This window comes from Burkholderia sp. WSM2232, assembly GCF_000472545.1.
Classification (GTDB): Bacteria; Pseudomonadota; Gammaproteobacteria; order Burkholderiales; family Burkholderiaceae; genus Paraburkholderia.
This window is the reverse complement of record NZ_AWZV01000013.1, coordinates 61434-76618: the sequence shown is the minus strand read 5'-3', so window position 1 is coordinate 76618 and position 15185 is coordinate 61434. Positions and strand designations below refer to the sequence as shown.

At 66.3% G+C, this 15185-nt stretch carries 14 protein-coding genes; 12 read left to right on the top strand and 2 right to left on the bottom strand.

Annotated elements, in window-relative coordinates; genetic code table 11:
- The first annotated feature begins 51 nt into the window (after window positions 1-51).
- The 11 genes from F757_RS0113705 (at window position 52) to F757_RS0113655 (ending at window position 10481) form a co-directional block, all read left to right on the top strand.
- Window positions 52-1131: an ABC transporter ATP-binding protein gene (locus F757_RS0113705; protein ID WP_027211886.1), complete on the top strand. Its 1080-nt coding sequence runs from the start codon at window positions 52-54 to the stop codon at window positions 1129-1131.
- A complete protein-coding gene (locus F757_RS0113700) occupies window positions 1118-1990 on the top strand; it encodes an ABC transporter permease (protein ID WP_027211885.1) in 873 nt (290 codons plus the stop codon). The genes F757_RS0113705 and F757_RS0113700 overlap by 14 nt, the downstream gene beginning before the upstream one ends.
- A gap of 14 nt (window positions 1991-2004) precedes the next feature.
- Window positions 2005-2802, top strand: a complete 798-nt coding sequence (locus tag F757_RS0113695; protein ID WP_027211884.1) for an ABC transporter permease — start codon at window positions 2005-2007, stop codon at window positions 2800-2802.
- Window positions 2799-3947: an NAD(P)/FAD-dependent oxidoreductase gene (locus F757_RS0113690; protein ID WP_027211883.1), complete on the top strand. Its 1149-nt coding sequence runs from the start codon at window positions 2799-2801 to the stop codon at window positions 3945-3947. Before F757_RS0113695 ends, F757_RS0113690 begins: the two co-directional genes overlap by 4 nt.
- Before the next feature lie 7 nt (window positions 3948-3954).
- A complete protein-coding gene (locus tag F757_RS0113685) occupies window positions 3955-4359 on the top strand; it encodes a (2Fe-2S)-binding protein (protein ID WP_027211882.1) in 405 nt (134 codons plus the stop codon).
- Window positions 4349-5755, top strand: a complete 1407-nt coding sequence (locus tag F757_RS0113680) for an FAD/NAD(P)-dependent oxidoreductase (protein WP_027211881.1) — start codon at window positions 4349-4351, stop codon at window positions 5753-5755. The genes F757_RS0113685 and F757_RS0113680 overlap by 11 nt, the downstream gene beginning before the upstream one ends.
- On the top strand, window positions 5748-6920 hold the full coding sequence (locus tag F757_RS0113675; protein ID WP_027211880.1) for an NAD(P)/FAD-dependent oxidoreductase: 1173 nt from the start codon (window positions 5748-5750) through the stop codon (window positions 6918-6920). The genes F757_RS0113680 and F757_RS0113675 overlap by 8 nt, the downstream gene beginning before the upstream one ends.
- 105 nt (window positions 6921-7025) lie before the next feature.
- A complete protein-coding gene (locus F757_RS0113670; RefSeq protein WP_027211879.1) occupies window positions 7026-7379 on the top strand; it encodes a RidA family protein in 354 nt (117 codons plus the stop codon).
- A gap of 201 nt (window positions 7380-7580) precedes the next feature.
- Window positions 7581-8462, top strand: a complete 882-nt coding sequence (locus F757_RS0113665; RefSeq protein WP_027211878.1) for an RNA polymerase sigma-70 factor — start codon at window positions 7581-7583, stop codon at window positions 8460-8462.
- A gap of 92 nt (window positions 8463-8554) precedes the next feature.
- Window positions 8555-9565, top strand: coding sequence for a LysR family transcriptional regulator (locus F757_RS0113660; protein WP_027211877.1), 1011 nt, complete (start codon window positions 8555-8557; stop codon window positions 9563-9565).
- A 160-nt stretch (window positions 9566-9725) separates the two neighbouring features.
- Window positions 9726-10481: an SDR family oxidoreductase gene (locus F757_RS0113655; protein ID WP_027211876.1), complete on the top strand. Its 756-nt coding sequence runs from the start codon at window positions 9726-9728 to the stop codon at window positions 10479-10481.
- A 165-nt stretch (window positions 10482-10646) separates the two neighbouring features.
- Here F757_RS0113655 and F757_RS0113645 read toward each other — a convergent pair whose 3' ends face one another.
- Complete coding sequence (locus F757_RS0113645; RefSeq protein ID WP_027211875.1) at window positions 10647-11825, bottom strand: GGDEF domain-containing protein; 1179 nt, start codon at window positions 11823-11825, stop codon at window positions 10647-10649.
- A gap of 331 nt (window positions 11826-12156) precedes the next feature.
- Here F757_RS0113645 and F757_RS33495 point away from each other — a divergent pair, with 331 nt between their 5' ends.
- On the top strand, window positions 12157-13359 hold the full coding sequence (locus F757_RS33495) for a hypothetical protein (protein WP_027211874.1): 1203 nt from the start codon (window positions 12157-12159) through the stop codon (window positions 13357-13359).
- Between the two features lie 110 nt (window positions 13360-13469).
- On the opposite strand, the gene F757_RS0113635 is transcribed toward F757_RS33495, so the two are convergent.
- Window positions 13470-15179 (bottom strand): tannase/feruloyl esterase family alpha/beta hydrolase, encoded by a 1710-nt coding sequence (locus F757_RS0113635; RefSeq protein WP_027211873.1) that lies wholly within the window; start codon window positions 15177-15179, stop codon window positions 13470-13472.
- Window positions 15180-15185: the final 6 nt, after the last annotated feature.

Here is a 15185-nt window from a genome sequence, read left to right as displayed (position 1 = left end):
GCACCGGCCCGTCCCTCGCGCGGCGCGCGAACCGATGAAGGAGCAAGACGCATGGCCTTCCTGACTCTGCATGGCATTTCGAAACGCTACGGCGATTTCACCGCAATAGAACAGCTCGATCTGGAGGTCGAACGGGGCGAACTGCTCGCGCTGCTCGGCCCGTCCGGCTGCGGCAAGACGACCACGCTGCAAATGGTGGCCGGCTTCGTCTCGCCGACCACGGGCCGCATCATGCTCGACGGCCGCGACATCACGAACGAGCGTCCGGAGAAACGCGGCATAGGCGTGGTGTTTCAGAGCTACGCGCTGTTTCCGCACATGACGGTGGCGGGCAACGTCGGCTTCGGGCTCGAAATGCGCAAGGTCAGGCGTCAGGAGCGCGAGGAGCGGGTCGCGGAGGCCCTCGCTCTCGTGCGCCTGAACGGTCTCGGGCATCGGTATCCGAAGGAGCTGTCGGGCGGCCAGCGGCAACGCGTGGCGATTGCGCGCGCCATCGCGATGGAACCGGAACTGCTGCTGCTCGACGAGCCGATGTCGAATCTCGACGCCAAGCTGCGCGAGGAAATGCACATCGAGCTTCGCGCGATCCAGAAGCGCCTCGGCATCACGACGATCCTGGTCACGCACGACCAGGTCGAAGCAATGACGATGAGCGACCGCATCGCCGTCATGCACCGCGGCACGATTGCGCAGTTGAGCACGCCCTACGACGCCTACGAGCGCCCCGCCACGCCGTTCGCCTCCACGTTCCTCGGCCGCACGAACACGCTGTCGGGCGAAGTGTTGCACCGCAATCCGCGCTGCGCGGTGGTCGCCGTCTCGGGCACCACGCTGCACGTGCCCCACGAAGGCCGCCATGTCGACGGCGCTGTGCATGTCTACATTCGCCCCGAGAAAGTCCATCTTGCCAATGGCGATGCCCGTCTGCGCGGGCGCATCGCGACACGGGTGTTCGTCGGCAATCAATGGCTGCTGGAAGTGGAGACCGAGCTCGGCAAACTGCGCGTCGCGCAGCCGAACCTGGGCGCGCCGCCGCCCGATGAAGGCCACGAAGTAGGCCTCGCATGGACCGACGACGACCTGCGCGTGCTCACGCAAGACGGTCCGGAGGGCGCTCATGGCCACGCTTGACGACGACCGCGCCGGCGCCACGCCGTGGCTGCTGTCAGGGCCCGCGCTGCTGCTCTTCGTCGGGCTGTTGCTGGTGCCGCTCGTGCTCACGCTGATGCTGTCGTTCCGCGTGTTCAGCGACACTGCCGGCGTCACCTCCGCCTATACGCTCACGAACTACTGGGAGGTGGTGAGCGACCCCTACTACGGTGCGATCTTTCTGCGCACCGCCGGTCTCGCCTTCGCCGTCACGCTGCTGTCCATTGTGCTGGGCGTGCCCGAAACGATCGTGCTCGCGCGGATGAAGCGCCCGTGGCAGTCGCTGTGTCTGCTGATCGTGCTTGGACCGCTGCTGATCTCGGTGGTGGTGCGCACGCTCGGCTGGCAGATTCTGCTCGGCAACAACGGCGTGCTCAACAACCTGCTGCAATCGCTGCGTATTACCGACGAACCCATTCGCCTCGTCTTCACGATGACCGGCATGATCATCGCGCTCACGCATGTGCTGGTGCCCTTCATGGTGATGTCCGTGTGGGCGACGATGCAAAAGCTCGACCCGCAAGTGGAATGGGCCGGCCGTTCGCTCGGCGGCTCGCCGTTCGCGGTGTTCCGCCGCGTGGTGCTGCCGCAGATCATGCCAGGCGTGCTGTCGGGCGCGATCATCGTGTTCGCGCTGTCGGCGTCGGCATTCGCCACGCCCGCGCTGATCGGCGGGCGGCGCCTGAAAGTGGTTGCCACCGCCGCCTATGACGAGTTCCTCGGCACGCTGAACTGGCCGCTCGGCGCGAGCATCGCCGTGCTGCTGCTGATCGCCAACGTGGCGATCGTAATGGGCTGCAGCCGCCTCGCCGAGCGCCGCTTCAAGCACATCTTCGATTGAGAAGGAGAGCGATCATGAAACAGAACTGCATGGCCGGCCTCATCTACAACGCGTTCTTTCTGAGCTTCATTCTCGCGCCGCTCGTGGTGGTGATGTTGGTGGCGTTCACCGACAAGGGCTTCATCTCGATGCCCTTCGACGGCGCGTCGCTGCGCTGGTTCCGCGCGATCTTCGATAACAGCGACATCGTCGCGGCCTTCTGGCTGTCGGTGCGGCTCGCCTTCGCGGCGGCGACCATCGGCGTGCTGCTCGCGGTGCCCGCCGCGCTCGCCATCGCGCGCTATCGCTTTCCCGGCCGCGCGGCGCTCACCAGCTTCTTCCTCTCGCCGATGATGATCCCCGCCGTCGTGCTCGGCATCGCGTTTCTGCGCTTTCTGTCGCTGCTGCATCTGTCGGGTTCGTTCTGGTCGCTGGTCTGCGCGCATGTGGTGATCGTGCTGCCGTATGCGCTGCGTCTCGCGCTCTCGTCGGCAGTCGGACTCGACCGCGATGCGCAGCGCGCCGCGCTCTCGTGCGGCGCTAGCCGCTTCACCGCCTTTCGCCGCGTGGTGCTGCCGATGATCCGCACCGGCGTGGCAGGCGGCTGGGTGCTGTCGTTCATCCAGAGTTTCGACGAACTGACCATGACCATTTTCGTCGCGACGCCCGGCACGACCACGCTGCCCGTCGCCATGTACAACCAGATCGCGCAGACGATCGATCCGCTCGTCGCCTCGGTGTCGGCGGTGCTGATTGTCGGCACGGTCCTGCTGATGGTTCTGCTCGACCGCATGGTCGGACTGGACCGCATTCTGATCGGAGAAGCTCAATGACGTCTTCAGGCACCGCCGGTTCCGGCGCGCTCGCGGATGTGATCGTGGTGGGCGGCGGCCTCGTCGGCTCCGCCGTCGCATACGGACTCGCCCGCGAAGGCGCGCGCGTCACCGTGCTCGACGAAGACGACGGCGGCCTGCGCGCCTCGCGCGGCAATTTCGGCCTCGTCTGGATTCAGGGCAAGGGCTACGGCCTGTCGCCATACGCACGCTGGTCGCGCAGTTCCGCCACGCGCTGGCCGCAGTTAGCCGAGGCACTGCTGCAGGAGTCGGGCGTAGACGTGGCGTTGAAACAGCCCGGCGGCTTTCACTTCTGCTTTACCGACGAAGAACTGGCCGAGCGCGCGAGGCGCCTTGCGACGCTGCGCGCCGAGCTCGGCGATTATCCCTACCAGATGCTCGATGCCGCCGAAGTCCGCGCGCGCATTCCGCAGATCGGCAGCGCGGTGATCGGCGCGAGCTACTCGCCAATGGACGGCCACGTGAATCCGCTGAAATTGCTGCGCGCGCTCCACACCGCGATGCAGGCGCGCGGCGTGCGGCTGGTTTCCGCTGAACGCGCGCAGCGCATCGAGCCGCAAGGGCATAGCTTCGTCGTGCATGGCAAACGCGGAACGTATCGCGCCGCGAAAGTGGTGCTCGCTGCCGGACTCGGCAATCGCACGCTTGCGCCGTTCGTCGGCCTGAAGGCGCCGGTCGCGCCGAATCGCGGACAGGTGCTGGTGAGCGAGCGCGTCGCGCCGTTTCTGCACTACCCCACGCTCAACGTGCGCCAGACCGATGAGGGCAGCGTGCAGTTCGGCGATTCGATGGAAGAAGTCGGCTTCGACGATTTCACGACCACGCCCGTGCTTGCCGACATTGCCCGGCGCGGCGTGCGCGCCTTCCCGATGCTCAGGCATGTGCGGCTCGTGCGCATGTGGGCCGCGCTGCGCGTCTACAGCCCCGACGGTTTTCCTATCTACGACCAGTCCGAGGCGTACCCCGGCGCATTCGTGGTCACCTGCCATAGCGGCGTGACGCTCGCCGCCGCGCATGCGCTGCGGGTGTCACCGTGGATCATGGGCGCGCCGTTGCCCGACGAACTGCCCACCTTCTCCGCGCGACGCTTCGAGCACGCAGCGCAACTGACTCCTGCTCATTGACTCCGACATGACCACACGATCGACTCAAGCGCCCAAGCCGGCGCGCACTCAAACGCCGGCACCCACGCTGTTCAAGCCGCTGCCGGGCGACGACGCAGCCGCAACCAGCATCGGCATCTGGTTCAACGACGAGCCGTTGACCGTCCCCGCCGGACGCTCCGTCGCGGCGGCGCTGCTTGCCTCGGGCGTGGCGCGCTTTCGCGCGACGCCGGTCTCCGGCGCGCCGCGCGGGCCGTTCTGCATGATGGGCGCATGCTTCGAGTGCCTCGTCGAGATTGACGGCGTGCCGAGCCGCCAGGCGTGCATGGTCGAGGTCAAAGCGGGCATGCGAATCCGCTCGCAGGAAGGCGCGCGCGATCTGCCGCCCGCGAGCCTCGCCGATACACCGCTGGAGAACGCTCATGGCCGCTGATTTCGCAACCGAGGCCGTCGACGTGGTGGTGGTCGGCGCCGGTCCCGCTGGCATGAGCGCGGCGACCCGCGCCGCGCGCGCGGGCCTTGCGACCGTATTGATCGACGAACAGGACGCCGTGGGCGGCCAGATCTATCGCGCGATTGGTCGCGCCGATGCCCGCCGCAAGGACATTCTCGGGCCCGACTATGCGGCCGGCGCCGCTATCGCCGACGCCTTCGCTGCGTCCGGCGCGCGCCATCTGACCCACGCCACGGTGTGGCAGGTCACGCGCGAGCGCGGCGTCAATTATCTGCGCGACGGCAAGATCGGCAGCTTCGACGCGCAGCGCGTGATTCTTGCAAGCGGCGCGCTCGAGCGGCCATTTCCGATTCCCGGCTGGACGCTGCCCGGCGTGCTGACGGCGGGCGCCGCGCAAATACTTCTGAAGAGCGCCGGCGAAGTGCCCGCCGCGCCGCCCGTGCTGGCAGGCTGCGGACCGCTGCTCTATCTGCTCGGCTGGCAGTATGTGCGCGCCGGCGTGCCGATCCGCGCCCTCGTCGACACCACGCGTCATGAAGACCGCTGGCGCGCCAAGCGGCATATGTTGTCGGCGTTGCGTGCGTGGCCTTTTCTCAGCAAGGGCCTGCAACTGATCCGCACGCTGCGCGATGCAGGCGTGCCGATTTTCGAAGCGGCCGACGATCTGCGTGTCGAGGCGCGCATCGGCCATGATCAGGTGGAGCGCGCCGCCGCGCTTCACTTTACGACCAAAGGTGTCGCGCATCGTCTGGAAGCGGACGTGATCCTGCTGCACCAGGGCGTCGTGCCGAATACGCAGTTCACTCAGGCGCTGCGCGCGTCGCATCGCTGGGACGACGCGCAGTTGTGCTTTACGCCGCAGCTCGATGCGTGGGGCGAACTGGACGTGCCCGGCATTTTCGTCGCGGGCGACGGCGCGGGCATTGGCGGTGCGCAGGCGGCTGCGTTGCAGGGCGAGCTCGCGGGACTCGCGGTGGCCGCGCAGCTTGGCGCGCTCAGCAGCGCGGCGCGCGACGCCGAAGCCGCCGCGCCTCGCCGCGCGCTGGCCGGAGTGATGCGCATCCGGCCGTTTCTCGACAGCCTCTATCGTCCGCGCGACATCAACCGCATTCCGCGCGACGAAACCATTGTGTGCCGTTGCGAGGAAGTCACTGCCGGCGAGTTGCGCAAGTTCGTCGAACTCGGCTGTGTCGGGCCCAATCAGGCCAAGTCGTTCGGACGCTGCGGCATGGGACCGTGCCAGGGCCGCATGTGCGGTCTGACGGTGACCGAAGTAATCGCCGACGCGCGCCGCGTGTCGCCTGCCGAGGTCGGCTACTACCGCATCCGTCCGCCGATCAAGCCGCTCACGCTCGGAGAACTCGCCGGTGAATGACGCAACCGTCCTTCAGGAAGCCGATGTCCTCGTGGTCGGCGGCGGGCTGCACGGCACGAGCAGCGCGTTTCACCTGGCGCGGCGCGGCGCGAAGGTGATCGTGCTCGAGGCCGATTACGTCGCGCGTCATTCGTCGGGCGTCAACGCGGGCGGCGTGCGCACGCTGGGCCGGCCGCTGCCGGAGATTCCGCTTGCGCTGATGTCGCGCGAAATCTGGCACGGCATGACGGATCTGCTTGGCGAAGACGGCGGTTTCGTCGCGTCCGGTCAGTTGAAGATTGCCGAAACCGAGGACGAACTCGCCGCGTGCTGCGAGCGCGTCGCACTGCTGCAGTCGCATGGCTTCACGCATGAGACGGTGATCGACCGCGAAACCGTGCTCGAACTCGAACCGGCGCTGGCGCGTCATGTCACGGGCGGCATTTGGGTCGAGCGCGACGGCTATGCGCTGCCCTACCGGACCACGACGGCATTCCGGCGCGCCGCCGAGCGGCTCGGCGTGCGTTTTCTGGAAGGCACCGCCGTGCGCCGCATCGAACAGCGCGGCACCCGCTGGCTCGCGCACACGCCGCGCGGCACGTTCAGCGGGCAAAAACTGCTGGTGACCGCAGGCGCGTGGTCCGGCGAACTCGCGAAGCAGGTCGGCGAGCCGGTGCCGGTGCATCCCGAAGGTCTGATGCTGATGGTCACGCAGCGCGTGGCGCCCTTCTGCCGGGCGACGCTCGGGGCCACCGGCAGGCCGCTGTCGTTCAAGCAGTTCGACAACGGCACCGTGGTGATCGGCGGAAAGCTGATCGGCATCGCAGACCTCGCCAACCGTCACGGCGAAGTCGACTTCGCCCGGCTCGTACGCAGCGCGCGAACCGTGACGGACCTCTTTCCGCATCTGCGTCACCTTGGCGTGAACCGCGCATGGGCCGGCGTCGAAGCCTTCACCGCAGATGAACTCCCGGTCATTTCCGCAAGCCGCAAGGCGTCGAACCTGTATTACTCGTTTGGCTATTGCGGCAGCGGTTTTCAGCTCGGGCCGGGCTGCGGAAAGCTGGTGTCCGAACTGATGCTCGACGGCACACCGGCAGTTTCGCTGGACGCGTTTGCAATCGACCGCTTCGCGAGCGATCCGGCTTCCGGCGACGCACGCGCCGCGCATCTCGTCACGCATTGAACCGCTGCACCTTTATTGCCCATCTTTATTGCTCATCTTTGCTGCTTTACCGCGTGCTTCACAACGCGCGCGGCAGCTTCGTTCGACCTCAACCAGGAAATACTCATGACCGATATCGTTCGCATTGAAACCAACCAACGTATGAGCCGCGTCGTCAAGGCGGGCGGCCTTGTCTTCGTCGGCGGCCAGACTTCGGCCGATCACGCGCCGGACGTGAAGCTCCAGACCGCCAAAGTACTGGAGAAAATCGACGGCTTTCTCGAGAAAGCCGGCATCGACAAGACGAGGCTCGTGTCCGCGCAGGTCTGGCTCGCGGACATCGCACGCGACTTCGCCGGCATGAACGAGGTTTGGGACGCATGGGTTCCGCAAGGCTGTGCGCCCACGCGAGCGACAGTGCAAGCGCAGCTCGCCGCGCCCGAACTGCTGGTCGAGATCGCAGTGGTCGCGCTTGCCTGACAGCGTGCGCAAGGGCGGCGGCGATTCGCATGATTGCGCGCTGCCGACGGCGGCGAGGGGTGGCCAGGGGCGGTCAGATGAGCGGCCGTTGGCAAACGCGAGCGAAGAGCCTCGGCAAAGGAGTCCGCAGTCCATGGCAATATGCGCGTGTCGGCCTCGCTCACGCGCAAGGCCCGTCTTAACGCAACGGGAAGCTGCTCCATGGATGACGACGCCCGCGCCTTCAACGGTTTGCGCCCGCGTTTGCAGAAGATCGCTTATCGCATGCTCGGCTCGGTGGCCGAAGCGGAAGACATCGTGCAGGACGTCTGGCTGCGCTGGCACGCGGCGTCCCGCGAACAGATCGACAACGCAGAGGCATGGCTCGTCGCAGTGACCACGCGCGTGTCGATAGACCGCCTGCGCGCTGCCAGAACGCAGCGCGAACACTACACAGGCGCCTGGCTGCCCGAACCGCAATTGAGCGGCTCGCCCGCGACGCCGGAGGAAGCCGTCGAGCGCAGCGACGATGTGTCCGTGGCGTTCCTGATGCTGCTCGAACGCCTGACACCCGAAGCGCGCGCCGCCTTCCTGTTGCGCGAAGTATTCGATGCTGATTACGACGAGGTCGCAGCGGCAATCGGCAAAACCGAGGCGGCCTGCCGCCAGCTGGTGAGCCGCGCGAAAGCGCAACTGCGCGAGGAACGGGCTCGCCAGGTCGTGCCGCGCGAGACACACCATCGGCTGCTGCGGATGTTCGCGCATGCTGTCGAGCGCGGCGACTTTCCGGCCATCAACGCCCTGCTCGCGGAAGACGCGCTTCTGATCGGCGACGGCGGCGGCAAAGTGCAGAGCCTCGCCAAGCCGTTGCACGGCGGCCGACGCATCGCGCAGCTCTTCTATGCGGGGTCGCGCCGTTACGGCAGCGCAGTCAGCGTCAGGCTCGTGGTGCTCAATGGCGAGTGGGCGCTGCTGCGCTTCATTCAAGGCAGGCTCGAAGCGGCGCTCTCGCTGGAAACGGACAGCGAGCGCATTGTGCGCCTTCTGGTGCAGCGCAATCCCGACAAGCTCGCGCGCATTGCGGCGGCCTTTACGAGCGCTTGAGGCGGTGCGCCCGGCGCGGGCGCCGAAGTCGGATGTCACAAACCGCACGACTGATACGTCTAGCCGGTTTTGGACTCTCGACTCGCGCCTGCATGTCAGATTATCGATCACTTCCGTCCGTCAGCAGCAGCCACGACCCGTTCGCGAACAGTTTCGCGACCACCTATGCCGGCGTCGTGTCGTTTCTCGCCGTGGCCAACGAGGGCAGCTTTGCGCGCGCCGGCGAGCGGCTTGGCATCGGCCGTTCGTCGGTGAGCCGCAACGTGCAGAAACTCGAGACGCAGCTCGAGGTGCGCCTTTTTCTGCGCACTACACGCAAGACGTCGCTCACCCGCGAAGGCGAACTGTTCTACGAGCGCTGTCTGCCAGGCGTGGAGCGCATCGTGGAGGCGCTCGACGGCATGCGCGAGCTGCGCAGCGGGCCGCCGCGCGGTCATCTGCGGATTGCTTCGACGCCGGGTTTTGGACGCGGGATCGTTGCACCGCTGCTGCGCGGTTTTCATGCGCGGTACCCCGGCATCACGCTTGAATTGCTGCTCAACGAACGCCCCGCGGACTTCACGACCGACCGCGTGGACGTGTCGTTTCGCGACGGCCGCATGGAAGACAGCGGCATCGTCGCGCGTCAGCTGGTCCCGATGCAGATGGTGGTGTGCGCGTCGCCGGCTTATGCACGAGTGCACGGCTTGCCGCGCTGCGTGGAAGAGCTCGCCGGGCATCGCTGCATCAACTTCTGCACGGCCTCGGGACGCGTCAAGGACTGGGAGTTCAAGGTCGACGGCCACCTCCTGCGGCACCAGCCCACCGCGCAGCACACCTTCAACGACGCCGATCTGATACTGCAGGCCGTGCTCGACGGCGTGGGCATTGCGCAGTTGCCGGCCTATCAGGTGTGCGCCCTGCTGCGCGAGCGGCGTCTCGTGAGCTGTCTCGCCCACCATGCGCCCGACGACGGCGGCCACTACATCTGTTATCTGAGCCGCAAGCACCTGCCGGCCCGCATCCGCGTCTTCGTCGACTATATGACAGACGAAACACGCGCCATGGATCTGCAATGCACGAACACGATCACGGCGGCGCCGGAGCTGGCGGTGGCCGGATGAAAGGCGCGTCGCTCAGGTGTGCGGGCGCGGCACCGGTCGCGCCCGATTGGTGCCGTGCGCGCAACACGGTGAGCCCGCGCAAGTGGCTACCGCCGCGAAGCGCGTGCGCATAGCATTGACTTCACGCGGCGCCTGCCGCCAACGACAGAGGGACTGGATCATGAAGATCGTTATTATCGGCGGCACGGGCCTGATCGGCTCGAAGACCTTGACCATTCTGCGCAATGCCGGTCACGAGGCGCTCGCCGCGTCGCCGCGCAACGGCATCAACACACTCACCGGCGAAGGGCTCAAAGAGGCGCTGAACGGCGCGCAAGTGGTAATCGACCTCGCCAATTCGCCCTCTTTCGAAGACAAGGCGGTGCTCGACTTCTTCGAAACCTCCGGGCGCAACCTGCATGCAGCGGAGGCCGCGGCCGGCGTGCGGCATCACGTCGCCCTTTCGATCGTGGGCACCGACCGCACGCCGGAGAACGGCTATTTCCGCGCCAAGGTCGCGCAGGAGAAACTCATCGAGGCCTCGGGCGTTCCGTACACCATCATCCGCTCGACGCAGTTCATGGAATTTCTCGGCGGCATTGCAGCGTCGAGTGCGCAGGGCAACACGGTGCGGCTGGCGCCCGGCCTGTTCCAGCCGATCGCGGCGGACGACGTCGCGGCCATCGTCGCGGATGTGGCGCTCGCTGCGCCGCGCAACGGCATCGTCGAAATCGCGGGGCCGCAGCGCGCGCCGTTCGACGAAATTGTCGCCCGCTATCTGAAGGGGATCGGCGATCCGCGCGACGTCGTGCGTGATCCCGAGGCGCGCTACTTTGGTGGACGGGTCGACGAGCACTCGCTCGTGCCGCTCGGCGAGGCGCGCCTCGGCCGTATCGGTCTGGACGAATGGCTGCGCAGCCAGACGGCGGCCGTCTGAGGGCCAAGCCCTGGTATCGGCGTCAGCCGAACCGCAGCGGCTTCTGAAATTCGCACTGTTGCGCCGCACTAAGGCAAACACCGTGCGGCGCGATCCACCGGCCGGCGGCGCGCGAGGCCGGCGGCATCCGCTTACGCGATGCCGCCGCAAGCAACACACCGCGCGTTATCTCACCACCCGCAGGCTCGCGGCCTTGCGCACGCCTTCGAGCCTGTTTCCACCGAGCGACTTGGCGCGGTAAAGCGCCTCGTCGGCAACGGCCAGCAGTTCGCCAAGCGACTGCCCCGCATCTGCGCAATGCGCAAGGCCGATGCTGACTGTGGCCAGAATCTCCGTGCCTTCCACGCGGTGCAAGACGGTTTGCGCGAAGCGCTCGACAATCGCCTCGCCCACCGCTTTCGCGCGCGCCTCGTCGTGGCGCGGCAGCAGCGCGGCGAACTCTTCTCCGCCGATGCGCGCGAGCACCGCGTCGTCGCCCACCACGCTGCGGGCAATCTGCGCGAACGATTTGAGCACTTCGTCGCCGGTCTCGTGGCCGTAGCGGTCGTTGAGCTTCTTGAACTGATCGAGGTCGAGCGCCAGCAGCGCGAGAGGCCGGTTCTCGCCGCCCTCGCCGATCACACGCTCACCTTGTTCGAAGAACCATCTGCGATTGCCGAGACCGGTCAGGTAATCAGTTTGCGATTCCTGCAATAGCCGGCCGTGGGTTTCGTCGCGAATCAGCTTGAGCAGGGTCATCGGCAGCACGACCGAATAGAGCACGCCCTCATACATGGTGATTGCGCTGGCAGCCAGCAGCAGACCGTTGCCATGCCGCGCCGCAAGCCACGGCAGAGCGAGCGCGCGAGCCGCATACGTGAGCGCGTGAATGCCTGTCACCGCCACCGCGATATACCGCGACGGCAGCGCTTTGAAGCCGTCGCCTCGCAGCAGTTCGCGGGACGTCATGCCGCTCGCGAGCGCAATCGGAATCGCGCTCACGTATGCCCAGACCGGGCTCTCGAAGCGCGTGCCGCCCACCATCCACGTCAGTGCCATGACCACGAGCAGGCCGAGCGACGCGGCGCGATACTGCCGGCCGCTCAGCAACGCGACGCCATGCAGCACCAGCAGATAGCCGCTGAGAATGACCAGATTGCTGAGCGCGGAACCCCACGGGCCGGGCACGTCGCGGCGGAACACGGCCGCCGCGCAGCCGATGGCGAGCGTCGCGTAGCCGGCCGCCAGCACTCTTAACTCCGCGCTGCGGCCGGGATGACTTCGGTGCTCCCAAAGCGTCATGCCGGAACTGGCCAGAAGCGTTCCGATTATCAGGAGATAGAGGGTAAGGAGATCGACATGCATCGCTGACGGGAGGGTTCGACGCCGGCAAATCGCGGCGGCAGCGGCATTTTACAGTGCCGCTGCGCTCCCCCGACGCAGGCGGGCTGAAGCAAGCTGCGGTTTGCAACGACACGCCAGAATGCGACATAAAAAGTCGCAAAACGTTGTTATTCAATCGGTTTATTTCAGAAACGCATCTGCTACCCTGAACCTGCCAGTTTCGTGCGAAGCAGCGCACCTGCGCCGGCTTCGCCATTCCGTTGCAGCCGGTCTGCGCAGCGAGGGCATGTCGCGCAGTCAGCGCGGCGTCTGCTTCCACGTATTCATGATTAACCACGGCATGGAGCACGCGATGTTGGAACGGCTGGATTTGCGGGTCACCCTGATTGGCGCCTTACTGATTCTTGCAGGCTGCGGCGGCGGAGGTGGGGGCGGCGCGTCGAACACCGGAGCCAACGGCGCGGGCGCTGCCGCACCGGCACCCGCCGCGTCCGGCACGAGTACGACCGCGCCGACGCTGGCCGCCGCGACGCCGGTAATCGACGGCACCACGCTTGGCGAATCGAACTGGCCCACAGGCCCCACGTCGTCGGGCGGAACGGGCCAGCCCGTCAGCGGGCTGAACTGCGCGCTGCCCAGCAAGGGGTACACGTACACGCATTTGTCGATCTACCAGAATGGCCGCCAACTGGCGCTACCCGCGAACGTCGGCAGCGTCGGCCCGACTATGGCCGCGCAGACCGGTTGCGTGTATCCGCTTCACACTGTCGATGCGAGCGGCAAGATCCATATGGACACGACCACCGGCGCGTCGTACACGCTCGGCCAGTTCTTCGCGATCTGGGGCCAGCCGCTCGGCACCTCGAACGTGGCCGGTCTGAGCGGCTCGGAAGTCACCATTTATGTGAACGACGGCGGCACGCTGTCGAAGTACACGGGCGATCCGGCGACCCTGGTGCTGCCGCCGCACGGCGAAATCACCATAATGGTCGGCACGCCGTTGACGCAGATCCCCACTTACACGTGGACCGATCCGCCGCCCTTCGACCCGAATCCCGTTGCACTGAACTATGGCGGCGTGGTGGGCACATCGTACTGGCCGAACGGCAACACGGCGACAGGCGGCACGGGCGGGGCGGTCGACGGCCTGATCTGCGCCTCCGGCATGGCGGAGCTGTATCACGTGCATGCGCATCTGGCGATCATCAAGGACGGCCAGTGGCTCGCGCTGCCGGCCAACGTGGGCATTCTTTCGCAGTGCAACTACGAGATGCACACACACGACCAGACCGGCATCATCCATATCGAAACGCCGACCTTCAAGACCTTCACGCTCGGCCAGTTCTTCGACATCTGGGGACAGCCGCTCTCCAGCACAAACGTAGCGGGTATCACCGGAAACGTAGTGGCGTATATCAACGACAACGGCGACTCACGCCGCTACATGGGCGACCTGCGCAATATCGAGCTGACTTCGCTGCGCGACGTCACGTTGCAGATCGGCACGCCGGCGGTGAGCACGCTCGCGACTTATTCGTGGTACGAGCCGCAGTGATGCGCCAATCGCGGTGCTGCCGCAAACGCTCACGCTGACTGAAAATCGACGCGCCACTGCGCCTCGTGCCGACTCCTTGCAAAGTCGACACCAGGCGCGGCGCTCGACAATCAGCTACTGCACGAAAAGCTCGCCGCGGAGTTCACATCGCCACCCTTGTAGCGCGCGACTTTCGGATAAGGACACAGCGGCCGGGTGCGGCCCGCACCCCAGTCAGCGGGCACTTCGCTGTTCGGTATCGCGTTGCTCGCGTCGCGTGCGGTGGCGACGATACTCTCGGGCGCCTTGCCCTGCTCCACCCATGCGACCATCGGCGTGAGCATGTCGAACTGGTCGGCAGCGGGACCGCCCGAACAGTGGTTCATGCCAGCAACCGTATAGAGCCGCGCGAAATTGCTCGCGTCGCCGCCATTGGCTGCGATGAGGCGCTGGTACCAGTCGGTCGTGTCGTTCGACGAAAACACCGGGTCGCTTGTGCCGTGGTACACCATGAGCTTCGCGCCGCGTTGCTTGAGTGCGCTCAGGTTCGTTTCGTCCGGCGGCGTCATGAAGGACCACGACGATTGCGCGTACGCGCCACTGGTCGCGGAAATCTTCGGCGCGTCGGTATCCATGCTGAAGTTCAGCGCGTACGAAGACAGCTGGCTCAGCAGCGAGGCGTCCTGCGGCGGCGTAGTGAAGGTGAACGCAGCCGCCGCCGGGTCAAGCGTGATCGAGTTGCTTTGCTTCCATTGCGCCCAGCCCGCACCGCTCACGCCCGCATCGTACGGGAAGCTCGCGTATAGCGCCGTGCCCGCGCTGTTGCGCGCCCCGGAGAACAGGTTGCCGATGGCGTCTTTCTGCGCCGTGGTCAGACACGTGCCGTCGCGCACGTTGCCCGCGCAGGTGGGCACATCGGCGGCAAGGCTGAAATTCGCCTGGCAGGCCTTGATGTCCTGCACCATGCCGTCGGCTACGCCGTCCAGCGCGTCGCACTTCGCGAGAATGCGCGAGGCCACCAGTTGCCGCTCTGTTGCGGTAAAGCCGGTCTTGATGTCGGGCAGTCCATTCGCAGTGGTTGCGCTCGCAACCTTTGCCAATTGCTGGGCGCCCCACATCTCGCCAATGGCAGCCTTCGGCAAATGGAAGCCAGGGTCGCCCGCAATGATGCCGTCGTATTCCGCGGGCGACCTCGCCGCCGCCACCATCGCATGACGCCCGCCGTTCGAGCAGCCCTCGAAATAGCTGCGATCCGGCGCCTTGCCATACGCGGTGCGAATCGCCTGCTTGGCCATTGGCGTCAAGGTGGCAACCGCGTTGTAGCCGTAGTCGATGCGCGCCTGCGGATCGAGACCGAAGAGCGGGTTTTGCGACGACGCGTGCCCCGCGTCGGAGCTGATCACCGCGAAGCCCATGTTCAGCGCGTTGTTGAGCGGGCCGCCGCCGCCGATCTCGCCGGTCGCCGTCACCACGTTGCCGTCCAGCCCGCCATTGGCCTGATAGAAGAAACGCCCGTTCCACGCGACGGGCAAACGCATTTCGAAGCCTATCGCGTAGGTTTTTCCGTCGACGGCACTCACGCGCCGGTTCATCTGCCCTCGCACGAGACAATGTTCCGCAATCGGTTTGCCCGCCACGGTCAGCGTTCCCGCGGGCACGTCCTGCACCGAGTCGAACGTGGTGTTCGCGAACGACAGTTTGCCCGCCAACGTCGCGCAGTTGCCGACCAGCGTTGCAGGGGTTGCGGCGCCCAGACGCGGCAAGCCCTGCAAATTGTCCGAAGAGCCCCCGCATGCGCTCAACGTGGCCGACACGCACATCGCAATCACAGACTTTCTCATTCGATT